Annotated in this window: 15 protein-coding genes and 2 pseudogenes; 7 read left to right on the forward strand and 10 right to left on the reverse strand. The window is 54.2% G+C overall.

The window, feature by feature from the left end; all coding sequences use genetic code 11:
- Positions 1 to 118 precede the first annotated feature (118 nt).
- Complete coding sequence (locus RHJ31_RS11495) at positions 119 to 556, forward strand: ATP-binding protein (protein ID WP_149817272.1); 438 nt, start codon at positions 119 to 121, stop codon at positions 554 to 556.
- A gap of 2 nt (positions 557 to 558) precedes the next feature.
- Here RHJ31_RS11495 and RHJ31_RS11500 read toward each other — a convergent pair whose 3' ends face one another.
- The 4 genes from RHJ31_RS11500 to RHJ31_RS11515 all read right to left on the reverse strand — a co-directional run bounded on the left by RHJ31_RS11500 (position 559) and on the right by RHJ31_RS11515 (position 4,555).
- On the reverse strand, positions 559 to 1,386 hold the full coding sequence (locus RHJ31_RS11500; protein WP_302676682.1) for an FAD-binding domain-containing protein: 828 nt from the start codon (positions 1,384 to 1,386) through the stop codon (positions 559 to 561).
- A gap of 4 nt (positions 1,387 to 1,390) precedes the next feature.
- Positions 1,391 to 2,119, reverse strand: a complete 729-nt coding sequence (locus RHJ31_RS11505) for a circadian clock KaiB family protein (RefSeq protein ID WP_206201235.1) — start codon at positions 2,117 to 2,119, stop codon at positions 1,391 to 1,393.
- A gap of 4 nt (positions 2,120 to 2,123) precedes the next feature.
- Complete coding sequence (locus RHJ31_RS11510) at positions 2,124 to 3,488, reverse strand: type IV pilus twitching motility protein PilT (RefSeq protein WP_206201234.1); 1,365 nt, start codon at positions 3,486 to 3,488, stop codon at positions 2,124 to 2,126.
- An 83-nt stretch (positions 3,489 to 3,571) separates the two neighbouring features.
- Positions 3,572 to 4,555, reverse strand: a complete 984-nt coding sequence (locus RHJ31_RS11515; RefSeq protein WP_206201233.1) for an AEC family transporter — start codon at positions 4,553 to 4,555, stop codon at positions 3,572 to 3,574.
- Between the two features lie 74 nt (positions 4,556 to 4,629).
- Between RHJ31_RS11515 and RHJ31_RS11520 the strand changes: the two genes are divergently transcribed.
- Positions 4,630 to 5,793, forward strand: coding sequence for an MFS transporter (locus RHJ31_RS11520; protein WP_206201232.1), 1,164 nt, complete (start codon positions 4,630 to 4,632; stop codon positions 5,791 to 5,793).
- Here the strand turns inward: RHJ31_RS11520 and RHJ31_RS11525 are convergent.
- Positions 5,765 to 7,591, reverse strand: coding sequence for an ABC transporter ATP-binding protein (locus RHJ31_RS11525; protein WP_302676683.1), 1,827 nt, complete (start codon positions 7,589 to 7,591; stop codon positions 5,765 to 5,767). The two genes, RHJ31_RS11520 and RHJ31_RS11525, sit on opposite strands and share 29 nt — an antisense overlap.
- A 418-nt stretch (positions 7,592 to 8,009) precedes the next feature.
- Between RHJ31_RS11525 and RHJ31_RS11530 the strand changes: the two genes are divergently transcribed.
- Positions 8,010 to 9,623, forward strand: coding sequence for a hypothetical protein (locus tag RHJ31_RS11530; RefSeq protein WP_302676684.1), 1,614 nt, complete (start codon positions 8,010 to 8,012; stop codon positions 9,621 to 9,623).
- A 28-nt stretch (positions 9,624 to 9,651) separates the two neighbouring features.
- Here the strand turns inward: RHJ31_RS11530 and RHJ31_RS11535 are convergent, their stop codons facing one another.
- Entirely contained in the window at positions 9,652 to 10,236 is a 585-nt protein-coding gene (locus tag RHJ31_RS11535) for a hypothetical protein (RefSeq protein WP_302676685.1), read from the reverse strand.
- A gap of 12 nt (positions 10,237 to 10,248) precedes the next feature.
- On the reverse strand, positions 10,249 to 10,848 hold the full coding sequence (locus RHJ31_RS11540; RefSeq protein WP_302676686.1) for a DJ-1/PfpI family protein: 600 nt from the start codon (positions 10,846 to 10,848) through the stop codon (positions 10,249 to 10,251).
- Between the two features lie 98 nt (positions 10,849 to 10,946).
- On the opposite strand from RHJ31_RS11540, the gene cobM reads away from it, so the two are divergent.
- Positions 10,947 to 11,732, forward strand: a complete 786-nt coding sequence (cobM, locus tag RHJ31_RS11545; RefSeq protein ID WP_302676687.1) for a precorrin-4 C(11)-methyltransferase — start codon at positions 10,947 to 10,949, stop codon at positions 11,730 to 11,732.
- Positions 11,733 to 11,768: 36 nt separating this feature from the next.
- Positions 11,769 to 12,029: a membrane protein insertion efficiency factor YidD gene (gene yidD, locus RHJ31_RS11550; RefSeq protein WP_286626169.1), complete on the forward strand. Its 261-nt coding sequence runs from the start codon at positions 11,769 to 11,771 to the stop codon at positions 12,027 to 12,029.
- Positions 12,030 to 12,042: 13 nt separating this feature from the next.
- On the opposite strand, the pseudogene RHJ31_RS11555 reads toward yidD, so the two are convergent.
- A pseudogene (locus RHJ31_RS11555) lies at positions 12,043 to 12,231 on the reverse strand (hypothetical protein); the annotation flags it as partial.
- A gap of 112 nt (positions 12,232 to 12,343) precedes the next feature.
- Here RHJ31_RS11555 and RHJ31_RS11560 point away from each other — a divergent pair.
- A pseudogene (locus RHJ31_RS11560) lies at positions 12,344 to 12,899 on the forward strand (transposase).
- 32 nt (positions 12,900 to 12,931) lie between these two features.
- On the forward strand, positions 12,932 to 13,150 hold the full coding sequence (locus RHJ31_RS11565; protein ID WP_310445877.1) for a type ISP restriction/modification enzyme: 219 nt from the start codon (positions 12,932 to 12,934) through the stop codon (positions 13,148 to 13,150).
- A gap of 7 nt (positions 13,151 to 13,157) precedes the next feature.
- Here the strand turns inward: RHJ31_RS11565 and purU are convergent, their stop codons facing one another.
- On the reverse strand, positions 13,158 to 14,027 hold the full coding sequence (gene purU / locus RHJ31_RS11570) for a formyltetrahydrofolate deformylase (RefSeq protein WP_302676689.1): 870 nt from the start codon (positions 14,025 to 14,027) through the stop codon (positions 13,158 to 13,160).
- Between the two features lie 34 nt (positions 14,028 to 14,061).
- On the reverse strand, positions 14,062 to 16,923 hold the full coding sequence (uvrA, locus tag RHJ31_RS11575) for an excinuclease ABC subunit UvrA (RefSeq protein WP_302676690.1): 2,862 nt from the start codon (positions 16,921 to 16,923) through the stop codon (positions 14,062 to 14,064).
- Positions 16,924 to 16,928 lie beyond the last annotated feature (5 nt).

Here is a 16,928-nt window from a genome sequence, read left to right on the forward strand (position 1 = left end):
TCCATTTGCATCCTTTACATTCAGTGGGCAGGGCGAGCTGCGGAGCTGTTTTTGACCTCTTGGTATCCGATCCTAAAGCTCTGCAACTGATTCCACCCCAGCAAGGACAACTCAGCCTATGACGCCTCCCTTCACCACGGTTTCCCTAACCCTGACCAGTGACCTGACCCAACTGGAGGCTCTCTTGGCATGGTTCAATCAATATCGCCCCACGACGCTGCCCATCGAAGAGTGGTTGAAATTGGAACTCGCCCTTGCCGAGGGGTTTACCAATGCTGTGCGCCATGCCCATCGCGATCGCGCCAGCGATACCCCCATTCGCATTGATCTCTCCCTTGCAGATACTGTGATTGAATTGCGCATTTGGGATCAAGGGGATCCCTTTGATTTGATGGCCAAACTGGCAACACTCCCCAGCCAAATTGCCCTCGATGCCGAAGGGGGACGCGGCCTACGCCTCTTGGCAACCATCATGGATGAATTGGACTATCAGCGCGTGGGCAATACGGGTAACTGTTTGATTCTGCGCAAAACCGTGAAGCCGACTCCCCAATAACCCTATTCCTTGTGGGGGAAAAGGCGGGCTGCCAATTCCTCGTAGGTGGCATCAAAGGGACAGCGATCGCCCATCGCACACTGGCGACAGTATTTGCCATCGCTATAGCGTTCGAGGTTTTGACGGTTAAAAAAGTAGGGCTTGTGGCTAAAGGTACTGGCCACCCACTGCCACGAGAGGTTATTACTTGCCGGATCGCCATCGAGGAGATGCTGCAAAAACCAAGCGGCTCCCGCCTGCCAGCGCACCCGACACCAATGCACCACATAGGCTGCCAACCATAACCGCGCATGGTTATGCAAGTAGCCCGTTCGTTGTAGGTCGGCACTAAAGGCATCCATACAGGTCAGCCCTGTTTCTGCTGCGATGAGTGCAGGAGGTAAGTCGGTTTGATAATCGGTTGCTTGCCAACCCGTTTTATAGGGTTCAATGTCCTGCCACAGGCGATCGCCCCAACGGGCATAGAGGCGCTGCCAATAGTCTCGCCACGCCAGTTGTTGCAGTAAGGCTTCCGCTTGATGGGGGTGAGACACCACTTCCCGCAGGCGATCGCGCACCGCCGCCAAACTGATCACCCCATGGCGCAAATAGGCCGAAAGTCCTGTCACCGCCCCCACCAAAAAGTTGCGACTTTTGCCATACCGTAGAGGCTGTATCTTGGCCAAACGCTCCTGAGCTGCTCTTTGACCCCCACGGGTTTCACTGACTGTGTCATCCGCCCCCACCACATCGGCAAAGACTTGGCGCAGATAGGGCACATAGGCATCACGAGTTCCCGCCATTCGCTCCACAGCAGCAGCCGCGAGCAGATCTTTAGCAGAATTCGTCATCGGTCTAAGGGCTTAACAAACGTTGCAGGCGATCGCGATTATCCAAGTGTCCCACAAGGCGGCGCACCGGCTGGGGATAGACCCGCACCAATGTTGGCGTGGCTTGGACTTGATCCTCCTCCGCCAGATCGGGTTGCTTGGTGACATCCACCACTTTGAGCGTATAGGGCACCTTGAGGAAACGACTCAGCAAATCATGGAGGTTTTTGAGGGCAACCTCAGCAGCATAGGTTTCTCCACGCATATAGAGGCGAAAGACATAGCGATCGGGTTCCGAAGGACGCGGTGCAAAACTGCTCAGGGGGGTGGCTTCCTGCAAATCATAGATCAGTTGGTGATGCTCCCACAGTTGGGGAAAGCTGCTGCGGTAGGCCTCTAGGGCTTGGACATCGCAGGGATGCTGCGGATCCTGTACCAACTGCCACGGCAATGTGGGCTGATGAACAGGGGCAAAGAGGGCATTCAATAGGGGACGATGGGGCCATGCCAAGGGATAGACCTCCGCCGCCACTCGCAGGCATTGCTGCTCCTCATCAAACCAGTAATCTACCGCCGCTGTGTAGCAGGGGGATAGAAAAAGGGGCGGCTCCTCCAAATCCAACAGTTGTTGCAGGGCTTGACAGAGCGACTGATGCCAATGCCCCTGTTTTGATGGGTCACGGCAAAAGACCACATCCTCCCCCGGTGTAAAGAGGGCCAACCCCTTGTATAAGACAGGCTTGAGGCCAACCATTGCCCTAGACACGACCCCGTAGAATTTGCGCCATTTCGTTGGGTTTGGGGGAGTTTTCGATGGCGGTTTCCTCATCAATGCGCCCCGCCTCATAGAGTTCGTAGAGGCATTGGTTCATCGTGCACATGCCGTCATACCGACACTGCGGAATAATCGCCTCAATTTCTTCCACTTCACCCCGCAAAATGTAGTCCTTGATGGCATCGGTGTTGATCATGATCTCGTGAATCGCTGCCCGCTTACCATCCGTCGTACGCACAAGGGCTTGGGCAATGACTGCCACCAGCGACTCCGCCACCTGCATCCGCATCGGTCCCTGTTCATCGGGGTTGTAGAGGTTGAGGATCCGCTCAATCGTTTTCACGGCACTGTTGGTGTGCAACGTACCAAAGACCAAGTGACCCGTTTGCGCTGCTTTTAGGGCTGTATTCACTGTCTCGCGATCGCGCATCTCCCCAATCAGAATAATATCGGGGTCTTCCCGCAACGACGCCTTCAGAGCATTGTCAAACTTCAGTGTATGGATACCCACCTCCCGCTGGCGGATCAGGGCACGGCGACTTTGGTGCACAAACTCAATCGGGTCTTCAATGGAGATAATGTGCTTCGGCATTTCGGTATTGATATAGTCCACCATTGCCGCAAGGGTGGTGGATTTCCCGGAACCCGTTGGCCCTGTCACCAGAATCAGACCCTTGTGGTAGTGGCAGAGATCCTTGAAGACCGGCGGCAAATTCAATTGCTCTAGGGTCAGAATCTTCACCGGAATCAAGCGCAGCACCATGGCGGGGCCTTTGAGGGCGACAAAGATGTTGATCCGCACCCGGCATAGCCCTTCGTACTGATAGGCACCATCGTATTCAAGGTGGGTGCGAAACTGCTCAATTTGTTGGGGGGTCAGCAGTTCATTCAGCCAGTAGTTAAAGGTTTCCTCATCAGTAACGGGATAGTTGGTAATTTCTAAACGTCCGCGATCGCGAAAGCGCGGCGCTTCGCCAACCCCAACATGAATATCGGAATAGCCGTGCTCAAAAGCCTCCCGCACCAGTTGTTCCATCGTGGGGCCAGAGATCCGCGCGGCTGGTGTGGGTATCGGTTGGGTCGGTACCCCCTGTTGGGGCATTCCCGGCTGCGGCGGCATTGGTCGTGGCGGCATCCCCGGTTGTGGTGGCATGGGTCGAGGCGGCATGCCGGGCTGTGGGGGCATCCCTTGGGGAGGCGGTGGGGGGGCAGCAGGACGGGGAGGCGCCATTCCCGGTTGGGGAGGCAGCGGCGGAACACCCGCCCCCATTGGCGGCCGGGGCGGTGGCATCGGGGGTGAATTGGGAACACGTGGCGGTGGCGGCGGAGGACTTTGGGGATTCGTCATAGGGAGACTCGTGAGAGGGCTAGCAATGGATCAGGTATTTTCAGTGTGCCACTGTTCTTGGAAAAGGAGAGCAGTCGTTAGCGTTATGTTAAAATTTGGCGGCACAGGAACACCCACAACGGTAACACCACCACAAAGCTCAGGGTACTCAGGGCAATCACCGCCGGTGGCAGTTCGGTATTGAGTTCGTATTCCTCTGCCAAAATTAGCGCGGCAAAGGCGGTGGGCGTACCAGTCATAATCGCGATCGCCAGCAACGTATCGCCCCGCAAGCCCAAACCATAGGCGATCGCCATCATCGTCAATGGCAGCAACAACGTCTTCACCAACATAGGCAGCAACCCCATACGAAAACTTTGCCAGCCGGGGAGCCGACTCAGGCGAATTCCTGTGAGAACAAAGGCAAAGGGAATCACCAAGTGAATATCTATCTCACACAACCGTTCGATCGCGTCTGGAAACGAAAGATCATGGGTGGCAAAGCCGGCCATGGAGGCCCAAAGCGTCGGTACCGTTGGAATCACCCCGAGGGCACGCCACCAAGGTTGATCATTGCCCTTACCGTAGTACTGACCGAGGAATGAACCCAATCCATAGGTGCCGAGGGCATTTTGGGTAATGGCATAGAAGGCCGCCCAGGGCAATGCCCTAGCACTCAGGAGAGGAATCGCGACCCCCAAACCGACAAAGCCCGTATTGCCGAGAATGCTGGCAATCAGATAGCTCCCCTGAAAGCGGCGACTTTCTCCTTCGGGAACTGTACTCGTCAGGAAGGGGGGAGTGTAGTGGAGCCACTGGGGTTGAAAGTAGCGTTGCTGCCAATGGTAGAGGCCTTGGGCAAGAATATAGCCGACAATGAGCGCCACAAAGGCCAGCAGCGGTGCCAACCAAATTAACCCCGCGAAGTTGGTTTGCCGCACCAAAGCAAAAATTTGAATGGGTACCCCGACCCAATAGAGGCTGCGCCCCAACCATTGGGGAATCACTGCTGGCAACCAACGGCCACAGAGGAACCCGAGACTTGTCCAAATGACTAAGGGACTAGCTGCGCTGAGTGCACCCACCATCGCGATCGCCCTTAACGATTCTCCACTCAATATACTGTGGACATTCCTAAATTCCTAAATACAGGAGTTGAGTCATGGTTTGCCAAAAAGGCTCCGCCCTCAGGTTTGTCGTGCTCCTAGGGGTGGTTTCCCTCTGTGCCGACGCCACCTATGAAGGCGCCCGCAGTCTTACGGGGGTCTATTTAGGAGTATTGGGTGCCAGTGGTACCGTTGTCGGCCTCGTAGCGGGTTTGGGGGAATTCATCGGCTATGGTCTACGCCTTGGGATTGGCTATCTCAGCGATCGCACCCGTGCCTATTGGCGCATTACTACCCTTGGTTACGCCATCAATACCTTGGCTGTGCCCCTCATGGCCTTAGCCCATCGTTGGGAAGTCCTAGGGGGATTGATGATTGCTGAGCGCACCGGTAAAGCAATTCGTACACCCCCCCGCGATGTGTTGCTCTCCTACGGTGCTCGCCAAGTGGGTCGCGGCTTTGGCTTTGGTCTCCATGAGGCGATGGATCAAATTGGTGCCGTTATTGGACCACTGATGGTGGCCGGCGTCTTTGCCTTGACCCAACACTACCAATGGAGTTTTGCTGTCCTCGCCATTCCCGCCCTGATGGGGCTGGTCGTTTTGTTGGTGACGCAGCGGCGGTACCCAGAGCCACGGGACTTTGAAACGGTGGTGCAGGATCTGGATACCAAAAGACTACCAACACTGTTTTGGATTTATCTATTGGCCGTGGCCTTTCTGGGCGCCGGTTATGTGGATTTCCCCTTGATTGCTTTTCATTTACAGCAGGGAGACAGTCTGCAAACGAGCCAAATCCCGCTGCTCTACGCCTTGGCGATGGGGGTTGATGCCGTGGCTGCGCTGCTCTTTGGATACTTACTGGATCGCATTGGCATCATGGCCTTGATCCTTGCGGTTGTGCTGTCGGTAGGCTTTGCTCCCTTGGTCTTCCTCAGTTCTGCGGTGATTTGGGGCATGGTGCTGTGGGGCATTGGCATGGGTGCCCAAGAATCCATTGTGCGGGCGATCGTCGCCAACCTCGTCCCCCCAGAGCGGCGGGGGTCAGCCTATGGCATCTTTAGCACTGGCTATGGCTTAGCGTGGTTTCTCGGCAGTTTCCTCATGGGAGTGCTCTACGATCGCTCCTTGGGGCTGTTGGTATTGGTGTCGGTAGTGCTACAACTGCTAGGGCTGCCACTGTTATTGTGGATTAGGCAAGGGGCGAGGCATCCTGCTTAGGGGCTGCTTCTTCAGCGAGTGCCTGCAACCGGTAGAGATGGGCATACACCCCATTGCGGGCCAAGAGTTCACTGTGGGTGCCCTGCTCCACTAGTTGTCCCCGTTTGAGCACAAAAATGCGATCCACATGGCGAATCGTGGCGAGGCGGTGGGCAATCATAATGGCGGTTCGATTCACCAACAGGCGGTTCAAGGCCTCCTGAATCATTACCTCTGTACCCACATCCAAATTGGCGGTTGCCTCATCAAGGACAAGGATTTCTGGATTGCGAATCGCTACCCGCGCAAAGGCTAAAAGTTGTCGCTGCCCCGCTGATAGATTCGTGCCCCGCTGCCGCAGGGGAGTGTCATAGCCTTGGGGCAACTGCTCAATGAAGTCGGCAATGTTCATTTCGGCGGCCACCCGCTGAATTTCGGCAAGGGTGTAGTTGTCGCCAAGGGCAATGTTGCTTTTGACATCGCCGGAAAAGAGAAAGCTATCCTGCAAAATCACGCCAATGTGCTGCCGCAGTTCTGCTTGGGTAAAGTCGCGAACATTGCGACCACTAACAAGGACTTCACCGCGCGTTGGATCATAGAGGCGACAGAGCAAGCGAATAATTGAACTTTTGCCTGCACCCGTAGGGCCAACAATCGCCACCTTTTCGCCAGCATGGATCTGAAAGGAAAGTTGCTTGAGGACATAGTCATCGTCTTTGTAGGCCAGCCAGACATCGCGAAACTCAACGGCAGCGGCTGTATTTTCTGGCTTGGGCAAACGCAAAAAGGTGCGATCGGGATCCTGAATTTCAATCGGTTCTGAGAGCAGATCATGGATGCGCTCAATGGCGGTTAAGCCCGCTTGCACCGTGGTAAATTTCTCCGCCAACTGCCGCAGCGGATCAAAAACGCGCTGGGAAAAGAGAATAAACGTGGCCAAAGTGCCAAAGTCAATCGTGCGCTGCTCCACCAAGGCACCGCCCAGCCAGAGAACCCCCGCGATCGCCACAAAGGCAATCCACTCCAACGTTGCTGATACTGCCGAATCGTAGAAAATCGTCCGATCCACCTCTTTGATGTAGCGTTGATTGCGCCGCCGAAACAGTTGGCTATTAAAGGCCTCACGGCGAAACAGTTGCACCACGGTAATGCCAACAATGTTTTCCTGAAGATCGGCATTCAGTAGCGACAGCTCCTCGCGGGATTTGTAGTTGGCCACGCGGTAGCGATGTTGAAAATAGATAATCAGGGCAGTGATCGGCAGTACCAAGGCCAGCAGCAGCGTTGCCAAGAGGCCGTCAATGAAAAACATCGTCAGGATGACCACCAGCATTGAGAAGACATCGCTGAGAACCCCCACGGCGCCAGTGGCAAACACATCCCCCAGAGCATCCACATCACTGGTCAAGCGGGTAATGAGCTTACCGACGGGGGTGCGGTCAAAAAAGCGCGACGATAACCGGAGCACGTGGTCAAATAAGTCATGGCGAATATCGGCAGTAATGTTTTGGCCAATTTTTTGAATCCAGTACCCCTGCACCGCCTGCACCCCAAAGCGCAGCACCACAGTCATCAGCAGTGCAATGCTCAGTAGATCAATCCCTTGGGTCAGGGTCAAAGGTTTCAAAAAGCTATAGGTACTCTCTTCGCCTTTGAGGAAGGCGATCGCCTGACCAATGATGATCGGTTGTAATGCTGCTGCTGCCGCCAAGGGAATCAAGAGCAAGCCACTTCCCACCAGTCCCCAGCGATAGGGCTTGAGGTAAGGAATCAGTCGTTGCAAAAGTTGCCAATCCGTGGAGCGTGTTGCCGCTGTCATGCCCTGCTGAAACTTGTGAACATCCTTTTTCCCAGTCTAGTGGGTGCTTGTAATTGTTTGTAACAATTTACACGCTTTAGGGAGTTGTCATCTGGCCATCCCTTAGCTAAACTAAAGGTAATTCGGGCTATTAATCCCCCGCATAGCCCCACTGAAATCCCCGAAAAGGTAAGTTACGCCGAAAGGGTAACGCACAAATCAAGGATCCTGTAGCCGCCGCTTCAGAAAATGGTATGGACGTCCTTGATGCCGAAGGGATTTTTTCCAAGCTTCTCAACCGCTCTAAACTTAGGGTGTAGGTTAGCTTGGTCGTTGATACGTAGGATAGTCAAGCGATCGCCACCCGCTCCCTATCACTCTTTTGAAATCGCAGTAGGCTAGAACTAGCGGCACCCCGTTCCATTCTATTGATCGGTTTATGAGTGATTCCCGTTTGCTGGATATTGCGCGGCAGGGCGACCCCCGTGCCATTGGTACGCTGCTGAATGCTGTCCTCCTGCCAAAGCGGGTAAAGGCCACTGTGGTACGTCAGGCCGAGGAGTTAATGATCACGCTGCATTCAGAAAAAATACTCAATCAGGGGGCAGCCGTAACCTTGATCCGCACTGCCTTAGAAAAATTGCACTTGCCAGAGATTCAACGGGTTTTCATTGAGTCACGGGTGTTGGGCGTCCCTCTCTGGGAAAGTCATTTTCAGCTCCAAGTCCTGCCACCCACCCAACCCCATCGAGACGTGGTCGAGGATCCATGGGGCACCGAAACGGCAGCGACTGAGCCACCCCCCCCTGAACCCACGCTGCTGGATTTAATGTCTGCTTTTATGACCTCCGAGGTACCTGCCACATCTGAAAGTCAGGATGCTGTGGCGCGATCGCCCGAAGAGAAAGAACAGCCAATTCCAGTAGAGAGCACACCTGAATATGGGGATGTAGCTCCTCCCCTAGAGCAAGTCACTGAGAATGGAACAGGGGCAGAACCCATCAGTGAGCCGCAAGAGAGTTTCCTAGATGAGATTCCAGAAATCGATCCTGATGAGGACATTAGTTTGGCAGATTTAGCTGCCGCCTTTGACCCCAACCCACCCTCACCAGAACCCAATACTGATCGTGAAGAATCTCCATCTGAGTCGCCCCCCCTTCAAGAAGAGCGTATTGAATCCGACACCCTTGATGGGTTCTCAGGAGAATTGCCAGTCTTCGAGGTCGCTGCTGAACCACCTCCAGAAGCTTCTGAGTCCATAGAAGAGAGCATTGCAACACCAGAAGCCCAAGACAGTATTGCTGAGATCCCTGAACCAGCACCCGAACTCTCTGAAGCTACCCTAGAGCAACCGACCCTTGAAGCATACGACTTCCCTAAACCGACGACTGAGGACATTGCCGCCCTAGAAGCTGAGGTTAGCCCACCCACCGCGATAACCCCTGAGATGACTGCTGAAGCTGAATCCCCGCCTGAGGGAGCGATCGCCCCAGACGCTGCCTCTGTTGTTGAGGATCCTTGGGCAGTCTCAGACATGTTGCCCACTGCACCCCCAGTTCCTTCAGAATCTTCTGCCCTTCCCCAACACCAAGAAGCCGCCAACTATCCTCCCCTACGGGATCCTTGGTTAGAGGCCGAGCCTGGGCCACAGGTTCAGGCAGATAAGACACAAGAACCCCCACCACCCCCTGAAACCGCCACAGACCCCCCCCAGCCCCCCTCTGAATCCGAGATTTACACCATTCCCACCATTGAAAAAGTCCCCCGCGATCATCAATCAAAGGTGGCAGGTCTTGCCGGCATAGTCATGGGTCTGGGCTTTTGTGCCACGGGATTAGGAACCATCATCGGTCTGCCGATGGTCGTGGGCAGTATATGGATGCTTGGGGATGAGGAGGTATGGAGTGGCGAGTGTCCCCATTGTCATCACCCGCTGAAAGTTCCGGTCGGTAAGCTGTGGCGCTTTAGTTGTGAAAAGTGTCAAGGGTTGATTGAAATGAAGAATGGCCGCTTCTACGCGCGGCAAACGCCCCCTGCACCCCCCTCGTCTTGAATCTGAATCTAAACAGAACTCTAGATGTCTAACTTAGGTGTCTAAAATTCTCTAAATTCAAACTGACCCGACCCCGTTGGCGACGGGCTTCAAGAGCTTGGGCAATGAGATCCAATAGCCCCGGTGCCTCTTCCTGAATCGTCAGCAGGAGACGTTCGCCCATGGCCAAATCTGTATCTGGAGCGGGCGGTTCTTCTTGAACCAACTGCCGCAGCCGAGGCACTGTATTGTCAACGATTTCCACGAGTGCCCCCAAGCAGCGAAAAAATTGCCGCTCGGTGAGGGTGCTATCCTCAATGGGGAATTCAATCATGGCACGCACTTCACCGGCGTTGGGGTCGTACTCCCACTGCAACATTTTTGTCTGCCACGAAATGCACAGTAGCGTTTGCAAAATGGCATCACGAAACTGGTGGGTTTTAATCCCCGGCAAAAGATTGGGGGCATAGAGCTTAAAAAACTCGCCTCCCTCATCTAGCTCAATGACGACGATAAATCGCTCAAGGTGATCACCGTTGACGCCCGTAATAATTTGGTGGTTGGCCGCATTCAACCGATAGTTCAGTTGGTGCCGTTGGAGATATTGGGCAATTTGGCTGAGGGCGATCGCCATGCCGCCGCCATCCTATACCGTTGCCAAAGGCCGATGACTAATTGTCGTTCCCAAAAGCTCTAAAAATGCCGCCAACCACTGGGGATGGGCAGGCCAAGCGGGCGCCGTGACCAGATTGCCATCCACTACGACTGCATCCACTGCCACACTGGTAAAGTTACCCCCAGCACTCACGACCTCAGGGCCACAGGCCGGATAGGCCGTACAGGTTTTGCCCGCAATAACGCCTGCTGCCGCCAACAGTTGGAGGCCGTGACAAATGGCTGCAATCGGTTTTTGGGTCTCGCCGAAGTGCTTGGTGATTTCCAGGACCCGTGGATTAAGGCGTAAATACTCTGGGGCGCGCCCCCCCGGCACCACTAAGGCATCATAGGTACTGGGATCAATTTCTGCAAAGGTGGCATTGAGCGTAAAATTGTGCCCCCGTTTTTCGCTGTAGGTTTGATCCCCCTCAAAATCGTGAACTGCCGTGCGAACAATGTCCCCAGCGACTTTATCAGGGCAGACAGCATGCACGGTATGACCCACCATTTGGAGGGCTTGGAACGGCACCATCACTTCGTAATCTTCCACATAGTCACCCACAAGCATGAGAATCCGTTTGCCACTCATGATTCGCTGCCTCTTAAACTGACCTGTCTTGATCCTGACATAACTTGTGTTACCGGCAAAAGTTAATCTTAGTAAGGGGAATAATCAGGTGCAGTGTAGTGCTAAAAAGACAGACCTCGGCTGGGGTTTATTTTGTCGGTGCTGGTCCCGGTGATCCAGAATTATTGACCCTCAAGGGGCAACGGCTGATCCAAGAGGCCGATGTGATTCTCTATGCCGATTCCCTTGTGCCTACCGAGATTTTGCAGTTTGCACCGCCGAGTGCCACCTGTATTCCCACAGCCGCAATGACTCTTGAAGAAATGATTCCGCTGATGGTTGAAGCAGTCCAAGCGGGTAAAAAAGTGGTACGGTTGCAATCGGGAGATCCGAGCCTCTACAGTGCCATTCACGAGCAGATTGCCCGCCTCACCGAAGCAGGCATTACCGTTGAAGTTGTCCCCGGCATCAGTGCCTATCAATTGGCCGCCGCCCGCCTCAATGCCGAACTCACCCTACCCGAATTGGTACAGACAATTATCCTCACCCGTGCCAGTGGCCGTACACGCGTCCCACCAACAGAAGAATTGGCCAGTCTAGCCGCCCACAAAGCCAGCCTTTGCCTCTACCTGAGTGCGAATTGTGTCCACCGTGCCCAGCGAGATTTGCTTCAGCACTATCCACCCGAAACCCCAGTTGCTGTGGGCTACCGCTTGGGATGGCCCGATGAGCAGTTGTGGCTGGTTCCCTTGGCTGAAATGGCGGCGTTTAGTCAGCAGCAGCGCTTGACGCGCACCACCCTTTACCTGATCAGTCCAGCACTGGCAGTACAACATCAAGGCCATGGCTCATTGCGCTCCTGCCTCTATAGTCCAGAACATCACCATCTATTTCGCCCCCATTAACCTGCGTATAATTGGGATACCTTGTAGGCAAAGGCTGTGGACAACTGGCTAAGCAAAGCACTGATCTTTTTGATTCGCGCTTATCAGCATTGGATTTCGCCCTTATTTTTGCCCACCTGTCGCTATACGCCCACTTGTTCTGTCTATGCGATTGAGGCGATCGCCCGATTTGGAGCAGTCAAGGGAACCTATTTAGCTATTCGTCGTATTTTGCGCTGCCACCCCTTTGCCGCCGGCGGCTATGACCCTGTACCCGATCCCCACGATGACTCTGTGCCCCCCTCTTCCCCTTGTTAGTGTCCGGGAGAGCCTATCGACCCTCTACGGCATCGGCATAGCGATAAATTTCTATTCCCAATGCTGCGGCAACTGGTCGTGCCCGATCCTCTACCATTGGCGAAATCACGATTTTACGGTCAATTTGGCGTTGGGGGTGACGTGCATAAAAATTCACCTTGCGATCAAAGATATACATCCCTGCCTTGTCAATTGAAGATTTATAGCTATTTCGAAAAAGAGTGAGATATTTTCAAGAGGGATAGGCTATACTCAAAGCGTCATGAATGTTACTCAAGAATATGAGCTATGGCTTGAACTGACGAGAGCGGGTTATCTCCTACATCCAGCAAGGTGGCAAAATCAGTGAAGCAACTCAAATCTTCCAAGTGAGCCGCGCCACTATCCATCGCTGGCTGAAGCGAGAGGACTCAGCCCCCACGGTTGTCCCCCGTCGTCCTTGGAAACTGGATTGGGCGGCCTTAGCAGCCGATGTTGCTGCCCATCCCGATTGATGGAGAGCGAGCGGGGAAGCGTCAGAAAAGAGAGAGTTGAGTCGCAGGACGGTATAGACACCAGAAAGACTTCATCGCCCCAATGCTGTTTTGCGGATACTTGAATGCGTTAGGGTTTGTGAGCTGGCTGAGTCAGTACTGTTTGCCGGCGTTAAAGAGACCGTCGTTGTTGATGATGGATAATGCACCGATTCATCCAAAAGGGGCGATTCAGGCAGTGGTGAAAGCGGCGGGTCACGCGGTGTTATTTTTACCGAAATACTCTCCTGATTTGAATGTGATTGAGCACGACTTCAGTGCACTGAAGCGAGCGCGGATGTATGCAGGGTCAAACAGTTCGATTGATGAAGTGATTCGCAAGTATTGTGCTGGATGATATCTCATTCCTTATTGGAATAGCTATATGTGGTGAATGGCAAGCCTGCCATCAAGTGGGTGATGGATCGCTATCAAGTCACTGTGGATAAAGACAGCCAAATTCGCAATGACCCCAACGACTGGTCAGCAGATCCCCGCTACATTATTGATTTACTGAAGCGCGTGGTGCGAGTGAGCGTCGAAACGCTCCAGATTGTCCAACAGCTTCCAAAGTTCAAGCTCCTCAGCAAAAAGGCAACTGCCCCCTGATTAGCGCCTAGGCAAAGACTGCCGTGCGATTGCCATACACCAGAATCCGATTTTGCAAATGCAGCCGTACCGCCCGTGCCAACACCACCCGTTCTAAATCCTTGCCCTTGCGAATCAGATCTGCCACCGTATCGCGATGGCTAATGTGCACAACCGCCTGCTCAATAATCGGTCCTTCATCCAAATCCGCTGTAGCATAGTGGGCCGTGGCACCAATGATTTTTACCCCCCGCTCATAGGCACGGTGGTAGGGATTCGCCCCCGCAAAGGCAGGCAAAAATGAATGGTGAATGTTGATCACTTGGGGAAAGGCCTCAATAAATTCTGGACTGAGTACCTGCATATACTTGGCCAGCACCACCAGATCGATGTTGTAGTCCTTGAGCAGTTGCAGCTGCTTGGCTTCGGCAAGGGGCTTGGTCTCTGGTGTCACGGGGATATAGTGAAAGTCAATGCCAAACTGTTCGGCAATGGGACGTAAATGCTCATGGTTACTGATAATCAGGGGAATTTCCGCAAAGAGATCCCCCGCTCGCTGCCGCAGCAGCAAATCCCACAGGCAATGATCTTGGCGGCTCACCCAAATGGCCAAGCGATAGGGAATATCCGACACCCGCAACTGCCAGCGCACCCCTTGCCAACTGGCAAAGACTTTTTCCCGCTGTGCATAGTTGATAAATGTAGCAGCAATCTGATCGCGAGGAATTTCAAAGCCCTCTAGTTCCCACTCGAGGCGGGAAAGAAAAATGCCCGCGACGGCATCGGTGTGGTGGTCGGCATGAACAATGTTCCCGTTGTAGCGATAGACAAACTGCGCCAACTTGGCCACTAGCCCCCGCTGATCGGGACAGGAAATGGAGAGGGTCATCGTCGGCATAGACGCACCGCAAGGCAGAGCAACCTGTATTCTACTATTGCGAATTGGCAGCGGCGCGATTTAAGACCTTGGCGAGATACTGCCCTGTGTAGGATTGGGGCATCAGTGCCACCGCTTCAGGGGTGCCGACGGCAACCACTTCTCCGCCGCGATCGCCCCCCTCTGGTCCAAGGTCAATAATCCAATCGGCACAGCGAATCACATCCAGATTGTGCTCAATCACCAAAATCGAGTTGCCTTTGTCCACAAGACGCTGCAATACATCGAGGAGTTTATGCACATCGTAAAAAGACAGCCCCGTGGTGGGTTCATCAATGAGGTAGAGCGTTTTGCCCGTGGCACGCCGCGACAGTTCAGAAGCCAATTTGAGGCGTTGGGCTTCGCCCCCAGAGAGGGTCGGTGCCGTTTGCCCTAGTTTGAGATAGCCCAAGCCCACATCCACGAGGGTTTGCAGCTTGCTCACTGCCTTGGGGATATTTTCAAAAAAGGCCAGTGCCGTCTCGGCGGTCATATCCAAAACGTCGGCGATCGAGCAGCCTTTGTACTTCACTTGCAGGGTATCGCGATTGTAGCGTGCCCCCTTGCACACTTCACACTGCACATAGACATCGGGCAAAAAGTTCATCTCAATCACATTGACCCCTTGGCCAGCGCAGGCTTCACAGCGTCCGCCCTTGATATTGAAGGAAAATTGCCCTGGTTTATAGCCCCGTGCCTTGGCCTCCACGGTTTGGCTAAAGACCTCACGGATAACATCAAACACCCCAATGTAGGTGGCAGGGTTCGAGCGGGGGGTACGACCAATGGGAGACTGGTCAATGACAATCACCTTGTCAATGGCATTTAAGCCTTCAATCTCGCCAACTCCCTTGGGCAGGGGCACACTGTGACCAAGATGGTGCTGCAGGGCAGGATAGAGGACTTCGTGCATGAGGGTGGATTTTCCCGACCCCGATACCCCCGTCAGACACACCAGCTTACCGAGGGGAATTTCTACGGTGATGTTCTTGAGATTATTGCGAGATACCTGTTTGAGAATCAGGGATTGACCATTCCCCGGCCGGCGATCGCTGGGGGTTTCAATGCGCTTGCGCCCCGACAGATAAGCCCCCGTCAGGGAGTCGGGATGGTTGAGAATTGTCTCTAGACTGCCTTGAGCCACAATCTGGCCGCCGTAGATCCCCGCCCCTGGGCCAATATCAACAATGTGATCGGCAGCGCGGATCGTGTCCTCATCGTGTTCAACCACAATCAGCGTATTCCCCAAGTCCCGCAGGCGAAACAGTGTTTGCAGGAGGCGATCATTATCCCGCTGATGCAAGCCAATACTGGGTTCATCGAGGACATAGAGCACTCCCGTCAGGCCAGAGCCAATTTGAGTGGCCAAGCGAATGCGTTGGGCTTCACCACCAGAGAGGGTGGCCGCACTGCGATCCAGCGTCAGGTAATCTAGCCCCACATCCACCAGAAACTGCAACCGCGCGGTCACTTCCCGCAGAGCCAGCTCCGCAATCTGCTGTTGGCGGGCACTCAGTTGGAGCGATCGCAGCCGTGCTAAACACTCGCGAATCGAGACACTGGTGAGATCCGTAAGGCGATATTGCCCTAGGCGCACAGCCAAAGCGGCCGGTTTTAGACGCTGTCCCTGACAGGCGGGGCAGGTTTGATTGACTTGGTACTCTTCCAATTTTTGCTTGTAGGCCTCGGAGGTGGTCTCGCGGTACTGCCGCTCTAGAATTGGGATCACCCCTTGAAATTGGCGGTAGTAGTCCCGTTTGCGATAGCGGGAATCGGCAGGAACCAGAATTGGGGTATCGGTGCCGTAGAGGATAATTTCCCGTTGCAACTCCGTCAGGCGGTACCACGGTGTATTGATGTCAAAGCCAAAGGCCTCAGCAATGCCACAGAGGAGAGCAAGGTAGTAGTCGTGTTCTTTCTCGGCCCAGGGGGCGATCGCCAGATAGACCGGTAGTTCAGGATTGGGGACAATCAACTCCGGACTAAATTTGCGCAAATAGCCCAAGCCATGGCACTCTGGACAGGCACCGTAGGGGGAGTTAAAGGAAAAGAGCCGCGGCGATAGCTCATCCATCACGGCCCCATGCTCCGGACAGGCAAAATTTTCGGAAAATAGGAGCGTTTGACCCTCAGCCTCACCCTCGCGGGGTACCACACTGACCATTGCCGTACCATTGGCATGGTGCAACGCCGTTCGCAGCGAGTCCGCTAAGCGTTCCTCAATCCCCGGCTTCAGCACAAGGCGATCGACAACAATTTCAATCGTGTGGGCATGGTTTTTATCCAGTTCAATGGCATCACTGAGGTCGCGCACCTCGCCATTAATGCGAACCCGCACAAAGCCTTCACTAGCAAGACTCGACAGCAGTTTTTTATGCGTGCCCTTTTTCCCCTTGACAATAGGAGCTAGAACTTGAAAGCGCGTCTGAGGGGGCAACTGCATCACCTGATCCACCATTTCATCAATGGTTTGGGGGCGAATCGAGCGATCGCAATGGGGGCAATGGGGTTCACCCGCACGGCCATAGAGCAGCCGCAGGTAATCATAGATTTCCGTCACCGTGCCCACCGTCGAGCGAGGATTGTGGGAAGTGGACTTTTGATCAATGGAAATCGCTGGACTCAGCCCCTCAATGGCATCCACATCCGGCTTATCCAACTGACCGAGGAATTGCCGTGCATAGGCACTCAGGGACTCCACATAGCGGCGTTGCCCTTCAGCAAAAATCGTGTCAAAGGCCAGAGAGGACTTACCGGAACCAGAAACCCCTGTCATCACAATCAGGCGATCGCGGGGCAGATCGAGGTCAATGTTTTTCAGATTATGCTGCCGTGCACCCCGAACCCGAATTTCACCCGTAGGCACTGGATCGCCCATGCTGC

Source organism: Thermosynechococcus sp. JY1331, from assembly GCF_031583475.1.
GTDB lineage: Bacteria > Cyanobacteriota > Cyanobacteriia > Thermosynechococcales > Thermosynechococcaceae > Thermosynechococcus.